This window comes from Bacillus sp. 5B6 (genome assembly GCF_000259405.1).
GTDB lineage: Bacteria > Bacillota > Bacilli > Bacillales > Bacillaceae > Bacillus > Bacillus velezensis.
The window spans coordinates 1,090,819-1,108,711 of sequence record NZ_AJST01000001.1 but is presented as its reverse complement, the minus strand read 5'-3'; the positions used below and the strand labels follow the sequence as shown (position 1 = coordinate 1,108,711).

General features: G+C 47.2%; 17 protein-coding genes, 2 riboswitches and 1 other annotated feature (1 of these 20 cut by a window edge). Of the genes, 8 read left to right on the top strand and 9 right to left on the bottom strand.

Features of this window, described 5'->3' with window-relative positions:
* Positions 1 to 88 precede the first annotated feature (88 nt).
* A riboswitch (TPP riboswitch) is annotated at positions 89 to 202 on the top strand.
* Positions 203 to 381: 179 nt separating this feature from the next.
* The 3 genes from MY7_RS05550 to MY7_RS05540 are packed head-to-tail and all read left to right on the top strand — an operon-like array spanning position 382 to position 3,341.
* Positions 382 to 981: an ECF transporter S component gene (locus MY7_RS05550; RefSeq protein WP_007610905.1), complete on the top strand. Its 600-nt coding sequence runs from the start codon at positions 382 to 384 to the stop codon at positions 979 to 981.
* On the top strand, positions 968 to 2,605 hold the full coding sequence (locus tag MY7_RS05545; protein WP_007610904.1) for an ABC transporter ATP-binding protein: 1,638 nt from the start codon (positions 968 to 970) through the stop codon (positions 2,603 to 2,605). The genes MY7_RS05550 and MY7_RS05545 overlap by 14 nt, the downstream gene beginning before the upstream one ends.
* Positions 2,580 to 3,341 carry an energy-coupling factor transporter transmembrane component T family protein gene (locus tag MY7_RS05540; protein WP_007610899.1) on the top strand — a complete coding sequence of 254 codons (762 nt, stop codon included), beginning with the start codon at positions 2,580 to 2,582 and terminating at the stop codon, positions 3,339 to 3,341. The genes MY7_RS05545 and MY7_RS05540 overlap by 26 nt, the downstream gene beginning before the upstream one ends.
* 45 nt (positions 3,342 to 3,386) lie before the next feature.
* On the opposite strand, the gene MY7_RS05535 is transcribed toward MY7_RS05540, so the two are convergent.
* Positions 3,387 to 4,220: an STAS domain-containing protein gene (locus MY7_RS05535; protein WP_007610897.1), complete on the bottom strand. Its 834-nt coding sequence runs from the start codon at positions 4,218 to 4,220 to the stop codon at positions 3,387 to 3,389.
* A 219-nt stretch (positions 4,221 to 4,439) separates the two neighbouring features.
* On the opposite strand from MY7_RS05535, the gene MY7_RS05530 reads away from it, so the two are divergent.
* Complete coding sequence (locus MY7_RS05530) at positions 4,440 to 5,399, top strand: S8 family peptidase (RefSeq protein WP_007610894.1); 960 nt, start codon at positions 4,440 to 4,442, stop codon at positions 5,397 to 5,399.
* Positions 5,400 to 5,538: 139 nt separating this feature from the next.
* Positions 5,539 to 5,693, top strand: a riboswitch (SAM riboswitch).
* A gap of 83 nt (positions 5,694 to 5,776) precedes the next feature.
* Positions 5,777 to 8,065 carry a 5-methyltetrahydropteroyltriglutamate--homocysteine S-methyltransferase gene (gene metE / locus MY7_RS05525; RefSeq protein WP_003154751.1) on the top strand — a complete coding sequence of 763 codons (2,289 nt, stop codon included), beginning with the start codon at positions 5,777 to 5,779 and terminating at the stop codon, positions 8,063 to 8,065.
* 48 nt (positions 8,066 to 8,113) lie between these two features.
* Here the strand turns inward: metE and yeiL are convergent, their stop codons facing one another.
* Positions 8,114 to 8,785: a transcriptional regulator YeiL gene (gene yeiL / locus MY7_RS05520; protein ID WP_029325873.1), complete on the bottom strand. Its 672-nt coding sequence runs from the start codon at positions 8,783 to 8,785 to the stop codon at positions 8,114 to 8,116.
* Between the two features lie 81 nt (positions 8,786 to 8,866).
* Here yeiL and MY7_RS05515 point away from each other — a divergent pair, with 81 nt between their 5' ends.
* Both MY7_RS05515 and MY7_RS05510 read left to right on the top strand, forming a co-directional pair.
* Positions 8,867 to 10,051, top strand: coding sequence for an MFS transporter (locus tag MY7_RS05515; RefSeq protein WP_029325872.1), 1,185 nt, complete (start codon positions 8,867 to 8,869; stop codon positions 10,049 to 10,051).
* 266 nt (positions 10,052 to 10,317) lie between these two features.
* Positions 10,318 to 11,355 (top strand): BclA C-terminal domain-containing protein, encoded by a 1,038-nt coding sequence (locus tag MY7_RS05510; protein ID WP_007610888.1) that lies wholly within the window; start codon positions 10,318 to 10,320, stop codon positions 11,353 to 11,355.
* Positions 11,356 to 11,374: 19 nt separating this feature from the next.
* Here the strand turns inward: MY7_RS05510 and MY7_RS05505 are convergent, their stop codons facing one another.
* From MY7_RS05505 to MY7_RS05490, 4 genes are all read right to left on the bottom strand, one after another.
* Positions 11,375 to 12,502, bottom strand: a complete 1,128-nt coding sequence (locus MY7_RS05505) for a glycosyltransferase (protein WP_007610886.1) — start codon at positions 12,500 to 12,502, stop codon at positions 11,375 to 11,377.
* Between the two features lie 4 nt (positions 12,503 to 12,506).
* Complete coding sequence (locus tag MY7_RS05500) at positions 12,507 to 12,968, bottom strand: hypothetical protein (protein WP_029325871.1); 462 nt, start codon at positions 12,966 to 12,968, stop codon at positions 12,507 to 12,509.
* 21 nt (positions 12,969 to 12,989) lie between these two features.
* Positions 12,990 to 13,574, bottom strand: coding sequence for a hypothetical protein (locus MY7_RS19880; protein ID WP_029325870.1), 585 nt, complete (start codon positions 13,572 to 13,574; stop codon positions 12,990 to 12,992).
* 140 nt (positions 13,575 to 13,714) lie between these two features.
* Positions 13,715 to 14,125, bottom strand: coding sequence for an organic hydroperoxide resistance protein (locus MY7_RS05490; protein ID WP_029325869.1), 411 nt, complete (start codon positions 14,123 to 14,125; stop codon positions 13,715 to 13,717).
* A gap of 75 nt (positions 14,126 to 14,200) precedes the next feature.
* Between MY7_RS05490 and MY7_RS05485 the strand changes: the two genes are divergently transcribed.
* Positions 14,201 to 14,710 (top strand): MarR family winged helix-turn-helix transcriptional regulator, encoded by a 510-nt coding sequence (locus MY7_RS05485; protein WP_007610881.1) that lies wholly within the window; start codon positions 14,201 to 14,203, stop codon positions 14,708 to 14,710.
* A gap of 27 nt (positions 14,711 to 14,737) precedes the next feature.
* Here the strand turns inward: MY7_RS05485 and MY7_RS05480 are convergent, their stop codons facing one another.
* The 3 genes from MY7_RS05480 to proB form a co-directional block, all read right to left on the bottom strand.
* Positions 14,738 to 15,163 carry an organic hydroperoxide resistance protein gene (locus MY7_RS05480; protein WP_007610880.1) on the bottom strand — a complete coding sequence of 142 codons (426 nt, stop codon included), beginning with the start codon at positions 15,161 to 15,163 and terminating at the stop codon, positions 14,738 to 14,740.
* Between the two features lie 117 nt (positions 15,164 to 15,280).
* Positions 15,281 to 16,528, bottom strand: coding sequence for a glutamate-5-semialdehyde dehydrogenase (gene proA / locus MY7_RS05475; protein ID WP_007610878.1), 1,248 nt, complete (start codon positions 16,526 to 16,528; stop codon positions 15,281 to 15,283).
* Positions 16,525 to 17,637, bottom strand: a complete 1,113-nt coding sequence (gene proB, locus MY7_RS05470) for a glutamate 5-kinase (protein WP_007610876.1) — start codon at positions 17,635 to 17,637, stop codon at positions 16,525 to 16,527. The genes proA and proB overlap by 4 nt, the downstream gene beginning before the upstream one ends.
* A gap of 69 nt (positions 17,638 to 17,706) precedes the next feature.
* Positions 17,707 to 17,893 (bottom strand) — a binding site (T-box leader); it runs 27 nt beyond the window's last position.

Below are 17,893 nucleotides of genomic sequence, written 5' to 3'. Positions count from 1 at the left end.
GGTCCGATTCCAAACTCTGTTCGGAGAAAGGCTGTTTACAAATCAGACATGATCAACTATGATGATGTCATCATAAAAAACTGTATAGGAAACGCACTAGGGGTGCTGTTATCGGCTGAGATAAAACATGCGGCAGGCGTGTTTTGATCCCTTATAACCCGATCTGGATAATACCAGCGTGGGGAAGTGCAGATTGACCGGAGCGCAGGGTTTTTCCCCATGCGTTTTCGTTCTGCTGCTGCATATTCCCTCGGATATGCAGTTTTTTATTTTTCATTAAAAAACGGGGGAGGACACCGCAATATGAAACTGAATATAAACCGCCTGTAAAATCAACTCTTTCATACATACGACTATCCGATAAGAAAGCAGGAGATCACAATGAAAAATTGGAAAATGAGAGAAATTGTTGTCATGTCCGTCATCAGTGTTGTATTTGCTGTCATTTATTTAGTATCAACTCATGCAAGCAATATAGCGGCAGGATTTTTCGGCCGGATGAGCTACGAACCGATTTACGGTATCTGGTTTATCGTCTCGGTAATTGCCGCGTACATTATTCAAAAACCGGGAGCGGCTCTTGTTTCTGAAATCATCGCCGCGTTTGTGGAGTGCTTACTCGGAAATCCGTCAGGACCGATGGTGATTCTGATCGGGATCGCACAGGGAATCGGTGCGGAAGCGGTCTTTTTTGCGACACGCTGGCGCATTTATACCCTGCCCGTGCTTCTTTTATCCGGTATGGGGTCTTCTGTGACAAGCTTCATTTATGACTTGTTCGTTTCCGGATACTCTGTTTTGAATCCGGGTTTATTAGCCGTCATGCTTCTCATCCGTCTGGTCTCAGGTGCGCTTCTTGCCGGCCTTCTCGGCAAAGCAATCAGTGATGCGCTGGCTTACACAGGGGTGCTGAACGGCATGGCGCTCGGAAAACAATTCAAGAAGAAAAAGAAACAGGTGAACCAAGATGCAGGCATCTGAACCCCTTCTATCGGCCGGCCGTCTTACCTTTTCTTATGATCAGGATGAAAAGCCGATTCTTCAAAACGTGTCCTTTCAGCTCCGCAAAGGAGAGCGGGCTTTATTGCTCGGGCCGAGCGGATGCGGCAAAAGCTCGCTCGCTCTCTGTTTAAACGGTCTGTACCCGGAAGCATGCGATGGGGTTCAATCGGGAACCGTTTCTTTATACGGAACACCTCTTTCACATCTGACAGAACCCGCCGCCAGATCCATCGGCGTCGTGTTTCAAGATCCGGACCAGCAGTTTTGCATGCTGTCGGTTGAAGATGAAATCGCCTTCGGCCTGGAAAATTTGCAATATACAAAAGAAGATATGGACGCAATCATCGATGACGTTTTAGAAAAATTAGAGATCACTCATCTGAAAACGCGAACGATCGCTTCGCTGTCAGGCGGTTCAAAACAAAAAGTGGCGCTTGCCTGTATCATTGCGATGGAACCGGAACTCATTATTTTGGACGAACCGACGGCACAGCTTGATCCATATTCCGCACGTGAATTAGTGCGGCTGATCAAAGATCTTCAAGCAAAAAAAGGCTTCGGCCTTCTCGTTATCGAACATCAGCTTGATCATTGGGCGCCGTGGATGGACAGGACGATTGTCCTTGACGAAACGGGTCAGAAGGTGATGGACGGAGAGACGGACGTTATCTTTGAAACAAAGATTGGAGAGCTGATGGAGCTCGGCATTCCGATCCCGCGTGTGATCTCATTGCAGGAGCACGTCAGCATTCCTTTTACATTGTGTAAAGAAAAGCTGTTTCACGAACCTGTACCATCTCTGCCCGAACCCCGGCCCGCCGCGCTTTCGGCAGAAGACGCGCTGAGCGTTCACGAGCTGTCATTCTCAAGAGGAGCAGACGTCATTTTTCAGGATGTTAGCTTTTCCGTAAAAAAAGGTTCAATCACCGCGATTGCCGGCCCTAACGGAACAGGAAAATCCACGCTCCTTTCTGCCGCGGCCAAGTTCATCCGTCCGCTGGGCGGAGACATCAAAATAGACGGCAGACCGATTGATTCCTATTCTGAAAAAGAGCTGCGGCGGCTGATCGGATATGTTTTCCAAAATCCTGAACACCAGTTTGTCACAGATTCCGTCATTCATGAGCTGATGTTCGGTTTTGAAAGCAGCAGAGCCGCAAAGGAGAAAGCTCTTCAGCTGTTAACCCGATTCGGCCTGAGACGCCATGCCTCACAGCATCCGTTTTCTTTAAGCCAAGGACAAAAACGCAGGCTCAGCGTCGCGACGATGCTTATGCACAATGTGAACGTTTTGATGCTTGATGAACCGACTTTCGGACAGGATGCCAAAACGGCGCGGGAGTGTATGCAAATGCTCCGTGAGATTCAAAAGGAAGGAACGGCTGTTTTAATGGTGACACACGATATGGAACTCGTCTCAGATTATGCCGACACGATCCTTGTGCTCTGCGGCACGAAACTGGTATTCCGGGGAACTCCCGACGCTTTATTTTCTGATAACACCGGGATCGCCGAGCAGGCGCATTTGGCTTTGCCGCTGCGGTATGAATGGATGAAACACGACAGGAGGCGGAGAAATGAACTTGCGGCTGGAAGCTGTTAACCCGTCAATAAAGGCGGCGGCTGTATTGTTATGCGTCATTATGCTGTCGTTTATTTATAATCCGTACACCCCTGCTTTGTTTTATATCATCATTGCGGGAGGCGTCCTCTCGGCGGGGCGTGTGCCGCTGAAAAAATGGCTGCTGTTCACGATTCCGTTTGTCATTCTGGCCTTCGGTTCTTTATGGACAGCCGCCGTATTCGGAAACATCCCGACAACCGGAAGCAATCTGCTGTTTAAGCTCGGGCCGATTGCCGTCAACAGTGATAACGCGGCGCTCGGGATTTCTATCGCGTTTCGTATTTTATGTTTTTCCGCTTTGTCGATGATGTTTCTTTTCACAACCGATCCGATTCTGTTCATGCTCAGTCTGATTCAGCAGTGTAAGCTGCCGCCCAAGCTTGCATACGGCGTTATCGCGGGGTTCCGATTTCTCCCTCTTCTGAAAGATGAAATCCTGATCATCCGGCAGGCGCACAGAATCAGGGGCGCGGCGGCTGATTCCGGGCTGAAAGGCAAGATCTCCGCCGTCAGGCGCTTCACCATTCCGCTATTGGCAGGCGCAATCAGAAAGGCGGAACGCACGGCGATCGCGATGGAATCTAAAGGGTTTACGGGGAGCCGAAACCGCACGTTTTACAGAACTGTTACTGTGCGCCGCGCCGACTGGTGCTTTTTCCTGCTCGTGCTTCTGTTATTCGGCGCAAGCTGGCTCATTTCATTGTTGTTTGTATAAAAACAGGCCGCCGGAGTGATTCGGCAGCCTGTTTTGTTATGTATGTTATTGATGATAATTGAGAGCCTGAGCGAGATTGGACTTGATCGTAATATCTGAGAAATTAATGCCGAGCTGTACGGCGGTTTGAGCCATTTCCGGCCTGATTCCGGATAAAGTGGACGTGACGCCGATCAGGTTCAGCGCCTCAATTAATTTAAAAATCTGATGCGCCACCATCGTATCGACAACCACTACACCCGACAGGTCAATAAACAGATGTTCAATCAGCCGTTTGGCACATGTGCTCAGCGTATTTTCAAGAATGAATTTGGCGCGCTCCGTGTCAATATCGCCGACAAGCGGCAGCAGCGCCGTCCGTTTGCTCAGCGTGATAACCGGCGAGCTTAACTCCAAAATCATTTCTCTTTGCGCATTCAGCTGCATTTTTGAGTTATGCTCGGCATGATCGACAAACGTGTAAATCGTAAAATCAAATACTCGTACAATTAAATTCTCCCATTTCTTCCTTTCTCCCTGTGCAAACGAAGATTCATGTTTATCGGCAAACGCATCATAATAACTGATGTATAGTCTCCGGTTTCTCATGAATTCACGGACCACATACTGGACGGGTGTATCCAGATGCTTCTGGTCTTTCGCGAGCTCAATCACCCACTGCTCGAACTCTTCTAAAAATTCTTTTTCCGGCATGATATACATTTTATTAATATGCCGGTAAAATTCTTTATCCTGCTCCGTCAGTTCTTCTGTGATGACAGGATTTGTCAAAGAATAAATCGAATTCGGATCCGAATCTTCCATCGTTTCGATCCACTCTTTCGCAATTTGATCCACTTGTTCTGAAAAATAGTTGTATAATGCTTCACTTATCTTCATATCTCTTCTCCTTTCCCATTTCCAATTATAGCGTCAGCGGGTCATGAATGAAAATGAAAGCTGTCAAACTATCCATTTATTTGAAATTTTTTAGTACGATAGATTACGCCTTTTTTATGAAAATGCTTCAAATGACTCTTTCCGGCCGGCATGCTCTGCCATAAAATAGTAGCAACACCCTTGTATCCACTCGCAAGCATAAAAAAGGAGGGCTTTTTTATGAATGGTGAAATGCATTTGATTCCTTATGTCACGGATGAACAGATCATGGATGTGAACGAGCTTCCTGAGGGGATTAAAGTGATTAAGGCGCCAGAGTTGTGGGCAAAAGGGTTTAAAGGCAAGGATATTAAAATCGCGGTGCTTGACACAGGCTGCGACATCAATCATCCTGATTTGAAAGACCGGGTTGTCGGCGGGAAAAACTTCACCGATGATGACGGAGGCAAAGAAGACGCGATTTCCGATTATAACGGACACGGGACACACGTTTCCGGAACGATTGCCGCCAATGATTCAAACGGCGGAATTTCGGGTGTCGCGCCGGAAGCAAGCCTTTTAATCGTTAAAGTTCTCGGCGGTCAAAACGGCAGCGGCAAATACGAATGGATCATTAACGGCATCAACTACGCCGTTGAACAAAAGGCCGATATCATTTCCATGTCACTCGGCGGGCCAAGCGATGTGCCTGAATTGAAAGAAGCCGTCACAAATGCGGTAAAAAGCGGTGTTCTGGTCGTTTGCGCGGCAGGAAACGAAGGCGACGGAGACGAGCGTACAGAGGAACTGTCGTATCCGGCCGCTTACAACGAAGTGATCGCAGTCGGATCAGTCTCAATCGCCCGTAAATCGTCTGAATTTTCAAACGCAAATAAAGAGATTGACCTGGTGGCTCCGGGAGAAAATATTCTCTCCACCCTTCCCAACCATAAATACGGGAAGCTGACGGGCACTTCAATGGCCGCCCCGCATGTGAGCGGAGCGCTTGCCTTAATAAAAGGGCTTGAACAGGACGCGTTTCAGCGGACGCTTTCTGAGGCTGAAGTCTACGCCCAGCTCGTGCGGCGGACCCTTCCTTTGGACATCTCCAAAACATTGGCCGGGAACGGATTTCTGTATTTAGACGCGCCTGAAGTGCTGATGGAAAGAGCCGAACAGGCACAGCTGCTGTCTTTCTGATATTTTTCTCGTATAATGATTAATCAGCTTGTCACATCACCAATTTTTAAATTGTGAGATTTTCTATTGACAGTGATCTGAATAAGCTGATAAGATAACCAACAAATGATGTAACTTTTCAAAAAAATTGAAATATTTTCTCTTATCGAGAGTTGGGCGAGGGATTGGCCTTTTGACCCCAACAGCAACCGACCGTAATTCCATTGTGAAATGGGGCGCGTGATTTTTGCGCCGAGACGATTGTCTCATAAGGCACGGTGCTAATTCCATCAGACGTGATCTGAGAGATAAGAGAGGCTTGCATTTTGAAGTTAAAGCCTCTTTCTCTCATGAGAAAGAGGCTTTTTTGTTACATCTCACTTAAAGGAGGAAACTTAATGACAACAATCAAAACTTCGAACCTCGGTTTTCCGAGAATCGGCTTGAACAGAGAATGGAAAAAAGCGCTTGAGGCTTATTGGAAAGGTAACACTGATAAAGAAACGTTTCTTAAAGAGCTTGACGGTTTATTCTTATCAGCTGTCAAAACACAGCTTGACCAACATATCGATATCGTGCCGGTCTCTGATTTCACCCATTATGACCATGTGCTTGATACAGCCGTCAGCTTTAACTGGATTCCGGAAAGATTCCGCAGCATCACGGATCCCGTTGATACATACTTTGCGATTGCCCGCGGTGTAAAAGACGCCGTTTCCAGTGAAATGACGAAATGGTTCAATACCAACTACCATTACATCGTTCCTGAATATGACGAAAGCATTGAATTCCGTCTGACGAGAAACAAACAGCTTGACGACTACCGCCGGATCAAAGAAGAATTCGGAGCGGAAACAAAACCTGTCATCGTCGGTCCGTACACATTCGTCACGCTTGCGAAAGGATACGAAGAATCAGAAGCGAAAGCGATTCAAAAGCGCCTTGTTCCTCTTTATGTGCAGCTGCTGAAAGAGCTTGAAGCAGAAGGCGTCAAATGGGTTCAGATTGATGAGCCTGCCCTTGTGACAGCTTCTTCTGAAGACGTCCGCGCCGCCAAAGACCTCTATGAGGCGATCACAAAAGAGCTTTCAGGACTGAATGTCCTCCTGCAGACATACTTCGATTCGGTTGATGCATATGAAGAACTCGTTTCTTACCCTGTACAGGGAATCGGGCTTGACTTCGTACATGATAAAGGCAGAAACCTTGAGCAGCTGAAAAAGCACGGCTTCCCGAAAGATAAAGTGCTGGCAGCCGGTGTGGTCGACGGCCGGAACATTTGGAAAATCGATGTTGAAGAACGCCTTGATGCGGCTCTGGATATCCTCAGCCACGCTGATGTTGAGGAGTTATGGATTCAGCCTTCAAGCAGCCTTCTGCACGTGCCGGTGGCGAAACACCCTGACGAGCATCTTGAAAAGGATTTGCTGAACGGCCTGTCATACGCTAAAGAAAAACTGGCGGAACTCGGCGTCTTAAAAGAAGGGCTTCTGTCCGGCAAAGCGGCCGTCAGTGAGCAGATCGAAGAATCAAAAGCGGCACTTAAGGCTTTAAAAGCATTCGCAACAGGAGCGAACTCAGCTCAAAAAGAAGAGCTGAATCAGCTGACGGAAAAAGATTTCTCCCGTCCGGCAAGCTTTGAAGAACGATTGGCGTTGCAGAATGAATCACTCGGTCTTCCTCTTCTGCCGACGACGACAATCGGAAGCTTCCCTCAATCTGCCGAGGTGCGAAGCGCACGGCAAAAATGGCGGAAAAAAGATTGGACGGATGAACAGTACCAAGCCTTTATTAATGCGGAAACGAAGCGCTGGGTTGACATTCAGGAAGAAATCGGCTTAGACGTGCTCGTTCACGGAGAATTTGAGCGGACGGACATGGTCGAATACTTCGGTGAAAAACTGGCCGGATTCGCCTTTACGAAATATGCATGGGTGCAGTCTTACGGTTCACGTTGCGTACGTCCGCCTGTCATTTTCGGAGATGTCGAATTTATCGAACCGATGACGGTAAAAGATACGGTCTACGCCCAATCGCTGACGGAAAAACACATGAAAGGCATGCTGACGGGACCTGTCACCATCTTAAACTGGTCATTCCCGCGTGTGGATATTTCAAGAAAAGAAATCGCCTTCCAGATCGGGCTTGCCCTCAGAAAAGAAGTAAAAGCGCTTGAAGATGCCGGTATTCAGATTATCCAAGTGGATGAACCCGCGCTCCGCGAAGGACTGCCGTTAAAAACGCAGGATTGGGATGAATATTTAACTTGGGCCGCAGAAGCATTCCGGTTAACGACGTCTTCTGTGCAAAATGAGACGCAGATTCATACGCATATGTGTTACAGCAACTTTGAAGATATCGTAGATACGATCAATGATCTTGACGCGGATGTCATTACAATCGAACACAGCCGAAGCCACGGAGGATTTTTAGAATACTTGAAAGAACATCCTTACGTGAAAGGCCTCGGACTCGGTGTATACGACATTCACAGCCCGCGTGTGCCGGCAACTGAAGAAATCTATCAAATTATTGATGACGCGCTTGAAGTGTGTCCGACTGACCGCTTCTGGGTAAACCCGGACTGCGGACTGAAAACAAGACAGCAGGAAGAAACCGTTGCGGCATTAAAAAATATGGTCGACGCCGCGAAACAGGCACGAAAAAAACAAGCTCAGCTTGTATAATGAAAACAGCCATCCGCAAATCGCGGGTGGCTGTTTTTTCTTGGCGTGCTACTTATTCTTCAGCGCCTCCGCAAGTTCACTTAGTGAATCATGCTGCTTAATTTGATAGCCCCGCCCTTCTTTTTGCAAATACCCTTTTTGGCAGAATTGCGTCAGCACATGCAAGAGATGACGGTAAGATACACCCAAATAATCACAGACCGTTACGTGCTTCTCTTTATAAACCCCTTCATAAGCCGTCTGCAAAATAAAATCAGCCAGCCGGTTTTCAAGCGGGAACGCCAGACTTTGTGAATATTTCGAAGCCATAAGCGTTGCCTTAGCACTTAAAAACTTAGCCAACTCACGCAGGAATTTCGCATCCTGCAGCAATTGCGCGCGGCAGCGGTAAATAGGCAGAGCAAAACAAACAGTCTTCGCTGAGGCTTGAATTCCTTTTGTGTAATACACTTCATGTAATAGTTCCATCTCTCCGATGTAATCATTTTTGTTGATAAAATTAATTAAAGAAACTTTCCCGTTTTGATGGGTTACATATATTTTCGCTTTTCCTTCAATCACGTAAAACAGGAAGTCAGGCCTCCTGCCCTCTTGAATAATCCATTCGTCCCGCTCATATTCGCGCACTTCCATAAACTCTTCAGCGGGGAAAGAGAATAAATGCGCGATTGAGTGTTTTTTTAACTGATGCCGCTTTTTCTCGCCTTTATAAATTTCCATCGTCCACCCCAAAAATATGAGATATCTCATATTGTCTTTATGTCTTTACATGATAACATGCCAATTAAAGGAGGAACGGGAATGAAAGCATATCGCTGGATGAGTCTGCATTTTTTTAGTTTTTTTATGACATGGGGTGTTTTTCTGCCCTATTGGACGGGATGGATGGTGCATATAAAAGGGGTTTCCGTATCCGAAGCCAGTTTCATTATGAGCCTGGGCTTGGCGGCAAGAGGGATTTCCACATTATTTTTCTTCCCTTATTTATCAGGAAAATTCAGCAGCAAAGCCTTATTAAACGGCGCCAGAATCGGGACGCTTCTCGCACTTTTATGTTATATTCCCGCTGATTCTTTTCAAAGCCTGCTTCTTGTCACATTAGTGCTGCATGTGTTTTACCCTGCTTTAATGCCTGCTTTAGACAGCGCTTGCGGCGTCCTTGTACAGCATAACGAATTAAAGGCTTATGGGACAAGCCGCCAGTGGGGGTCCGCGGGTTTTGTTTCAGCCGGCGTCATCCTGTCCGTCTTTACAGGTATATTCGGAGATCAAGCGATTTTATGGGCACTGCTTTTGGGCACCCTGATATTCGCATGTCTCAGCTTTATGCATGCGCCAGCTGTTCTTTCAAAACGGCCGGAAACAGACCGCGCAAGAAAAGAGGGCATGTTTGCCTTATTCCGCATCAAATATTTCGGTCTGGTGCTTGCAATCGTTATCTTACTGCAGGCGGCACATGCATCTTACTACAATTACGGTTATCTCTTTTTGCAGGAAATCGATACGCCCGCATATGCCATCGGAATCATCATCAACATCGCCGTTATCGCGGAGATTATCTTCTTTGCAATCGCGGACCGATACTTTCATCAATTTACGGCAGGCTCTTTGCTCGCTCTGGCGGCGCTTGGTGCTACCGTACGCTGGATACTCGTATTTGCCTTTCCGCATGTCATCATTTTCTGTATTGCGCAGACGCTGCATGCCTGTTCATTCGCGATGGGACACTATGCATTTATGAAATACTTAATTAAAAATATTTCACCCGCGCAAATCCCGAATGCCCAAGGCATATATTCAGCGCTTGCTCTCAGCTGGAGCACTGCGGTATTTACTATTTTCGGAGGTTTTTTATATGAAATTGAACCCCGGTATGCCTTTATCGGAATGATTGTTTGTACGATCCCATCCATGCTACTCGCCCTTGTATACAGAAAACTTGAAATGAAAAAGAGAGTTTTTGCAGGAAACGCACAAGATATATAGCCATCGCTTTATAGACGATCACATGTCCCGCTGTCATTTTGACCGATTTGCGAATGCTGTGCGATGTATTTTCTCTATATTTAAAGTATTTCCTTCATATATGATGAAATCAAAAACAGCGGTATAGCCCGCTCAATTGGTTAATGAAGGGAATCAGAAACTTGGACAGAATCCGTGAATATAATGATACAGTACTGCTTACGCTCATTTCGGGGAACTTTGTTCGTAATAAAATGATTTTCAGCCAACTCATAAGGAGGGACATTGTGTCACAGCCTAATTTGCCCAATATCACCCCTGTCGTTACACTTTCCAGAGACGATACCATTAACCTTCTTCTTTCGTCAATTGCTATGGAAGAGCTGGGAATGGCACATATTCTGAATGCGGAAGGGGAAAAAATCCAATACGCGCTCGGAACGATTCCCGGATTAACAGGACCCCCGTCAAGTCTTGCTGATATTCTTAACCTGAATGAGAGCGTCCGGGATACGCTTGACAGCTTAATGAAACAGGAGCTTCTTCTCGGTTCAAAATTGGACAGTATCTCAAATATCCCTACACTGGCGGGACCGACTGGTGCTACGGGGCCGACGGGGCCAGCCGGCGGGCCCGCAGGACCTACGGGAGCAATCGGACCGGCCGGAGCGACGGGGCCAACCGGACCGAGGGGGGTCACCGGTGCGGGTCTTCAAGGGATTGTTGCTTTTAATCCGCTGATCGCCCCCACTTACACAACCGGACAGGTTGTCTTGTATAACGGCAGCTCTTACGTCGCAAACGTAAACAGCCCGGCGGGAACCCCTGGAGCCTCAGCTGACTATACACTTTTAGCTGCGGCGGGAAGCACCGGCGCTACTGGCGGCACCGGACCGACCGGAATCACCGGAACAAGTCTGACAGCAACTTCCGGCTATGCGAGCAATACGGGCGGCGGTGTTGTCGCAGTTATTGCCGGCGGCACGACCATTCCCTTACCGAATGAACAAAACCTTTCGGCAGATATTACGGCTAATGCCGCAAATACCATATTTACCGTTGCTCCGGCAGGACGGTACTATATTTCCTACCATATTAATTTAACGGCCGGCCTGCTTGTAAGTTCGCGTATTTTAATCAACGGCACTCCTCCTGCAAGTTCGATTATCGCCCCGGTCGCGTCTTTGGCAAACTTTAATAACTCCTTTATTGTGACATTGCCAGCAGGCAGCACCATCCAGCTTCAGCTGTTCGGATTATTGGGCGCGGCCACATTGCTTGGAGGAAGCGCCGGTGCAGCTTTAAACATTATTCGATTATCTTAATGGAACATGCAAAAAAGGATCAGGCGTTTGTCCGCTGATCCTTTTTTAATTGAGACAGAAGCTCTTGTGCGGGTTTAAATTGAGGATTGAACTTCACCGATTTTTTGGCGTAAGCGATGGCCGTCATATCATGGTTTAATGCAGCATGGCATTTGGCCATATAATAAAAAGCTCTGAAATCGGCAGCACCTTTTAAAATGAAGTGATCAGCGTTTTCTCCTTCAACCTGCGTTCCGTTTTCAAATGCTTTGATTGCCGCTCTGTACTTTTCCAAATGATATAATACAAGGCCTTTATAATAATGAAGATTGCTGTAATCAGGATATAGCTTGAGCACTTTTTCAATCCCTTGTTCGGCTTCTTCATACCGTTTGAGCTCAAGCAATATTGTATATTTCAAATAATACAGGAGAGACGGAGGCATTCGTTTTTCGCTTAAAAATTGAAAAATTGAGCCGTTGACAAGATGTAATGCTTTTTCATAGTCTTTTATTCTGTAGCATTCACTTGCCAAATGATAGACAAGCCACGGATCAGGATTTTCCTCTGAAAGCTCTTCATTTAAAATGCTGATATTCCGTTTATGTTTTTGCTTGATCTTTTCTTCCTGCTCCAAGTAGCCGTAGTGATGAATCACACATGGGAGCGCGAAAAAAGCATTGTTTTCTTCCTCATTGGGAGCCGAGATATTCTCGTGAATTCTGCCTTGATACAGAAGGCCTTTATGATTGCGGAACAGTCTCGGCTGCATGCTTTCAAACGCTTCGTTTTCATCGAGCTGCTTCCCCGTATAATTGATGATTTTCAAAAGACCCCGGCTCGGTAATCCGTCATGAAGCAGCGAAGTTAAAAAGCGGCCCGTCTCCTGATCGAGCTCTTCATCCGCGTCAAGCACTAAAATCCAATCTCCTTCGGCATGCTGCAGGGCGTAATTTCTGGCCTTTGCGAAATCATTCTCCCATTCGAAATCAAACACTCTTGCCTGAAAGCTTTTGCATATATCTTTTGTATTATCTTGTGATCCGGTGTCTGCGATGACAATCTCATCAACGATGTCTTGTACACTTGATAAACAACGGGAGATGTATCTCTCCTCGTTTTTCACAATCATGCAAAGAGTCAGTTTACATTCAGCATTTCCGCTCATTTTCTCACCTTTCCCGATTTTGGAGTTGTTGATTGAACCAAGGCCGTTCAGGAGTGCCGTTCATCGTTATGATGACAGGCCGCACCCATCTGACGGCAGGTTCGGCAGTTTCCGTATCCCATTCCTGAAGCTGCCTGACAGCCCGCTTCGTAATGGGATGCGCCCGGAATTCGCGCGGGCTTTCAAAAATGAATTTTTTCGTTCGTTCCGTAACTGTCTTCATTTCAAGAAAGTGCCGCTCATACATCTGCTTCTGCTCTTCTTCCAGGCTGATCATTAAAAACAGACGGCCGCCTGTTTCCATCTGCCAGCGGCACAATGCGGAGAACAGCCTGATTTCTTCTTTGTAATTTGAACCCCTTCTTTTATCCACGGTCACAGATAATATATGTAACAGCGCAATCGTGAGACAATGCATGGCTTCAAAAGATGCCTGTTTCGCTTTTGAAATGCTTGGATACGGCATATGCTTCACCCGTCTCTTTTTTTATGAACGCTCCCCGCCTTTTTTCTTCCAACCGCAGTCCTCACAATCCCCGCACTCACAGCAGCCAATGCGGCCGTAAAACAGGCCGTCACACGGATCTTCCGGATCACTGGGATCGTCTGGATTCCACGGGTCATCAGGATCGCCCGGATCACTTGGATTACTTGGGTCGTCCGGATTCCACGGGTCATCGGGATCGCCCGGATCACTCGGATTACTTGGGTCGTCCGGATTCCACGGGTCATCAGGATCGCCCGGATTACTCGGATTGCTTGGGTCGTCCGGGTCCATACAGGCTTCAGAATCCTGTAAGAAGATAATGTCCTCAAGCTTCGTCTGCAAAAGGAGTTGTGATTTCATGACGGTGCGCAGGAGCCGTTCAGTGCTTCTATTGATTGATGACAATTCCTCCAAGGAGGGATCGCCGGAAGCGCCGAGAAACATTTGAATCCTTTCCGCTTCCGCCTGCAGAATATGGGATAGTCCGATTTCTTCCATAGCCACGGAAGAAAGAAGGAGGTTCAGGGTCTCACATCTGGAGAGTGTAATGTCGGGGGTGATGTTCGGTATGTTTGGAAGAGACATCGATATCTCCCTCTTTTCTCTTGGTGTCATTATGCAAAAGTGCTATATCGTATTCTTATTCCGGGAGAGAAGAGATCATTACTGATGTTTTCGTTAATAAAATATCCCGGATATAAAATCCGGGATATTCGTTCGTTGATTTATTTTAATTCAAGTTTGACGTCTACATTTCCTCTTGTTGCTTTTGAATACGGACAGAACTCGTGAGCGGCCTGCACAAGCTTCTCCGCCGTTTCTTTGTCAAGATCTTTTGTATCAATGACGAGCGTTACGCCGATTTTGTAACCTCCGTCACTCTCATCTTTTAAAAGGCTGACCTGTCCTTCAATTTCAGAGGTCATGTCGATTTTTTGTTTTTGGGCGGCGAGCTCAAGCGCTCCCCCGAAGCAGGCAGCATATCCTGCCGCAAAGAGCTGTTCAGGGTTTGTGCCGGTTTCTCCGTCTTTTTTTGCATTCGGCATGATGATGTCAAAATCCAGCACCCCGTCTTCGGATTTAATATGTCCTGCTCGTCCGCCGACTGCGGTCGCTTTTGAAGTAAATAATGCCATTATTATCAGCCTCCTCATTGTACTTACTGTATATATTGCCCCTGCTCATATTTTTAAACATGATTGGAATAGGAAATGGGCCGTTTTTCGGCTACAATAGGGGTAACGTTAACAAACAAAGAGTTGGTGAAAGAAGTAATGGCAGAAAAAGATTTTGAACATATGAAACTGGAGAATCAGCTTTGTTTTTTGCTGTACGCAAGCTCAAGGGAAATGACGAAGCGGTACAAACCGCTGCTTGATAAGCTCAACGTAACTTATCCCCAGTATTTGGCACTGCTTTTATTATGGGAGCACGAAGAACTGAATGTGAAACGGATGGGAGAGCTTTTGTACCTTGATTCCGGAACGCTGACACCGATGCTGAAACGGATGGAGCAGCACGGAATCATCATGAGAAAGCGATCGGCTGAAGACGAGCGGTCCGTGACGATCAGGCTCACAGATGAAGGACGGGCCTTGCAGAAAACAGCGGCGGATATTCCCATTGCCATGCTGGAACAGACGGGACGGTCAAAAGAGGAATTAAAGCAGTTAAAGCAGGCGCTTTATGAGGTTTTGAATACGCTGCACGGCAAAAAATAAGGATGCCCCGAATGGGCATCCTTATTTTTATTCTGCTGCCAGAAGCTTCACTTCAATATTTCCCGCTGTCGCTTTTGAATACGGACAGACACCGTGAGCTTTTTGGATAAGGGCTTCAAGCTCCTGTTTATCAATGCCGGATGCTTTGACCTCAAGCGTAACGCCTAGTTTATATCCTTGGTCTGCTTCATCTTTCAGCAGACTGACATGCGCAGTGACCTCTGTTTCAATACTCAGACGCTCTTTTCTTGCTACGAGCTGAAGAGCGCTGTCAAAGCAGGCTGAATATCCTGCGGCAAACAGCTGTTCAGGGTTTGTGGCATGTTCGAGCTTTTTTGCTCTTGGCGTTCCCGGCATGGCAACATCAAGATTCAGCACTCCGTCAGAAGACGTGACTTTCCCTTCACGTCCGCCGGCAGCTGATACGGTTGCAGTAAATAATGGTTTTGTCATGTAAATTCACCTCTATTTTATATATTGTGTGCAATTTAATATTACACAATATAATAGAGGGCGTCAATCTTTCCGCATAAAAAAAGCCTACCCTTTTTGAAGGATAAGCTTAAAAGATTATACCCGGATTTGTCCGTTTCCTTTAATGATGATTTTTGTAGATGTTAACGCCGGAAGCCCCATCGGCCCTCTCGCGTGAAGCTTTTGCGTGCTGATGCCGATTTCGGCTCCGTATCCGAATTCAAAACCGTCCGTAAACCGGGTTGAAGCATTATGATACACGGCGGCGGCATCAATGGCGGTCTGGAAGTAAGCCGCATGCTCGGCGTTCTCCGTCAGAATGGCTTCTGAATGGTTTGTACCGTACTGCTGAATGTGGCGGACCGCCTCCTGTACGTCCTGCACCGTTTTCACACTGAGAATCGGCGCCAGGTACTCCGCTCCCCAATCGGCTTCTTCTGCTTGTTTCGCTTGAGGCTCCAGTCTGCAAATCATCTGGTCTCCTCGGAGCTCCACCCCTTTTTCTGTCAGCTGATTCAGCAGCTTTCGCCCGTGTTCTTCGGCCCATTTTTCATGAATCAAAAGAGATTCAATCGCGTTGCAGACCGAAGGACGCTGTGTTTTGGCATTGATGACGACCTCGCTTGCCATTTGAGGATCTGCTGACTCATCTATGTACACGTGGCAATTGCCCGCTCCGGTTTCTAAAACGGGTACGGTTGATTCCCTGACCACAAGATCAATTAAATTTTTACCGCCGCGCGGGATCAATACATCCAGCCCGTCATTTAATGTAAAGAGCTGTTTGGCGGTTTCTTTGCTTGTATCTTCTATGAGCTGAACGGCATCAATCGGAAGCTTTGACAGCCCAAGTGCGCGTTTCATCACACTGACAAGCGCTATGTTGCTGTGGATGGCGGAAGAACTTCCTCTGAGCACAACCGCGTTTCCGGTTTTCAGGCAGAGTGTGGCCGCGTCTACGGTAACATTCGGTCTGGCCTCATAGATCATGCCCACTACTCCGAGGGGCACGCGGATTTTTTCAATGGATAATCCATTCTCTTTTTGAATGGTCTCCAGCGACTCACCGACGGGGTCTTCAAGACCGATTAACAGTTCCACGGCGTCCGCGATATCGAGCAGGCGTTTTTCATCAAGAGTCAGCCTGTCAATAATGTCAGGTGTCAGTCCTCTGTTCCGTCCCGCTTCAATATCTTTCTGATTCTCTGTTAAAATCAGCCGGCGTTCATTTCTGAGTCCGTCTGCAATACATTGGAGCGCTTCGTTTTTTTCAGCCGTCGTTTTCATGACCATTTCGGCAGCCGCTTCTTTTGCCAAAGCCGCCTTTTGCAATACTTCACTCATTTGTGTTCCCCCTCGTCAAATAAATTCACCCAATCATCTCTGTGAATCACTTCCACCTGCTTCGTTCCTGAAAGCTGGTCGCTCCGCTTCCCTTTGGCTTCTAAAATTTCATCGGATGAGTACTGCGTCTGCCCTTTGCCGATAATGCCCCCGGGTCCTCTGACTTCCACTACGGCCCCTTTCGGAAAACTGCCGCAGACATCGGCGACGCCGGCCGGGAGGAGACTTGACCCGTTATGGATCATCGCCTGCTCCGCTCCCCCATCAATGATGATTTCCCCTGATATCGGAGAATGAAACATGATCCATTGCCGTGTATTATTCACTGAGGACAGGTCTTTATCGCCGATATATGTGCCGTCGCCTTTTCCGTCTAAAATTCCCATCAGTTTTTCCCGTCCGGAGCCGGTTCCGATAAACACCTTCACCCCGAGCGACAATGCGGTCTGGGCGGCGAGAAGTTTTGACTTCATGCCTCCGGTGCCGACCTTTGAGCCTGCTGATCCGGCATACCCGAGCAATTCTGGTGTGATGTCATTCAGATAGTCGAACCGCTTTGCGTCCGGGTTTTCATTCGGATTGGCATCGTACAGCCCGTTAATGTCTGTGAGAATCATTAATTGGTCTGCATGAATCAAACCGCTTACAAGCGCCGAAAGCATGTCGTTATCACCGAACGTCAGCTCTTCAACTGATGTGGAATCATTCTCATTAATAATCGGCACGACGCCGCGCTCCAACAGTTCCATTACAGTGGCATAGGCATTTCTGTACCGCTCTCTTTTTGAGAAATCATTTCTTGTTAATAAAATTTGTGCCGGCGTCAGACCGTATCTTTTTAAATGGTCCATATATTGCTGCATTAAAAGCGTCTGGCCGACTGCGGCAGCTGCCTGCTTTCCTTTTATCGTAACGGGTCGCGACGGATAGCCGAGAGCGGAAAAACCCGCTGCCACCGCGCCTGAGGTAATGAGGATCACTTCATGCCCGTTTTCTTTTAATAAAGAAATGGCTTCCGTATGTTCCTTGATTTTTGCTTCATCAATACTTCCGTTACTGTTGGTGAGCGAGCTGCTCCCGATTTTCACAACAATTCTTTGTTTTTTCATCGTTTCTCCTCCGTGGCAATCAATCCAAACCGGCTCTCGTCAATAAAAAAAGCCCATTCCATCCTGAAAAATAAGGACGAAATGGGCTTTCCGTGGTACCACCTTGTTTGAACGCGTTTTTCACGCGTCCCGCTTTCCTGTAACGCCAGGTTATCGCGCCTGAGTTTTCCCCTCAGGACTCCAAGGCAGGTTCGGCAGGTTTCATGCGGCAAAATGTTTCAGCGGGCCATTTTGCTCTCTGTCACAGAAAGTTCTG

Bases quoted from the DNA above. Each gene is read 5' to 3' on its own strand.
- MY7_RS05490 (WP_029325869.1), bottom strand. From the start codon at position 14,125: ATGGCATTATTTACTTCAAAAGCGACCGCAGTCGGCGGACGAGCAGGA.
- MY7_RS05480 (WP_007610880.1), bottom strand. From the start codon at position 15,163: ATGACAAAACCATTATTTACTGCAACCGTATCAGCTGCCGGCGGACGT.
- MY7_RS05550 (WP_007610905.1), top strand. From the start codon at position 382: ATGAAAAATTGGAAAATGAGAGAAATTGTTGTCATGTCCGTCATCAGT.
- yeiL (WP_029325873.1), bottom strand. From the start codon at position 8,785: ATGGAAATTTATAAAGGCGAGAAAAAGCGGCATCAGTTAAAAAAACAC.
- MY7_RS05515 (WP_029325872.1), top strand. From the start codon at position 8,867: ATGAAAGCATATCGCTGGATGAGTCTGCATTTTTTTAGTTTTTTTATG.
- MY7_RS05540 (WP_007610899.1), top strand. From the start codon at position 2,580: ATGAACTTGCGGCTGGAAGCTGTTAACCCGTCAATAAAGGCGGCGGCT.
- MY7_RS19880 (WP_029325870.1), bottom strand. From the start codon at position 13,574: ATGTCTCTTCCAAACATACCGAACATCACCCCCGACATTACACTCTCC.
- MY7_RS05530 (WP_007610894.1), top strand. From the start codon at position 4,440: ATGAATGGTGAAATGCATTTGATTCCTTATGTCACGGATGAACAGATC.
- proB (WP_007610876.1), bottom strand. From the start codon at position 17,637: ATGAAAAAACAAAGAATTGTTGTGAAAATCGGGAGCAGCTCGCTCACC.
- MY7_RS05505 (WP_007610886.1), bottom strand. From the start codon at position 12,502: ATGAGCGGAAATGCTGAATGTAAACTGACTCTTTGCATGATTGTGAAA.
- MY7_RS05545 (WP_007610904.1), top strand. From the start codon at position 968: ATGCAGGCATCTGAACCCCTTCTATCGGCCGGCCGTCTTACCTTTTCT.
- proA (WP_007610878.1), bottom strand. From the start codon at position 16,528: ATGAGTGAAGTATTGCAAAAGGCGGCTTTGGCAAAAGAAGCGGCTGCC.
- MY7_RS05500 (WP_029325871.1), bottom strand. From the start codon at position 12,968: ATGCCGTATCCAAGCATTTCAAAAGCGAAACAGGCATCTTTTGAAGCC.
- metE (WP_003154751.1), top strand. From the start codon at position 5,777: ATGACAACAATCAAAACTTCGAACCTCGGTTTTCCGAGAATCGGCTTG.
- MY7_RS05535 (WP_007610897.1), bottom strand. From the start codon at position 4,220: ATGAAGATAAGTGAAGCATTATACAACTATTTTTCAGAACAAGTGGAT.
- MY7_RS05485 (WP_007610881.1), top strand. From the start codon at position 14,201: ATGGGCCGTTTTTCGGCTACAATAGGGGTAACGTTAACAAACAAAGAG.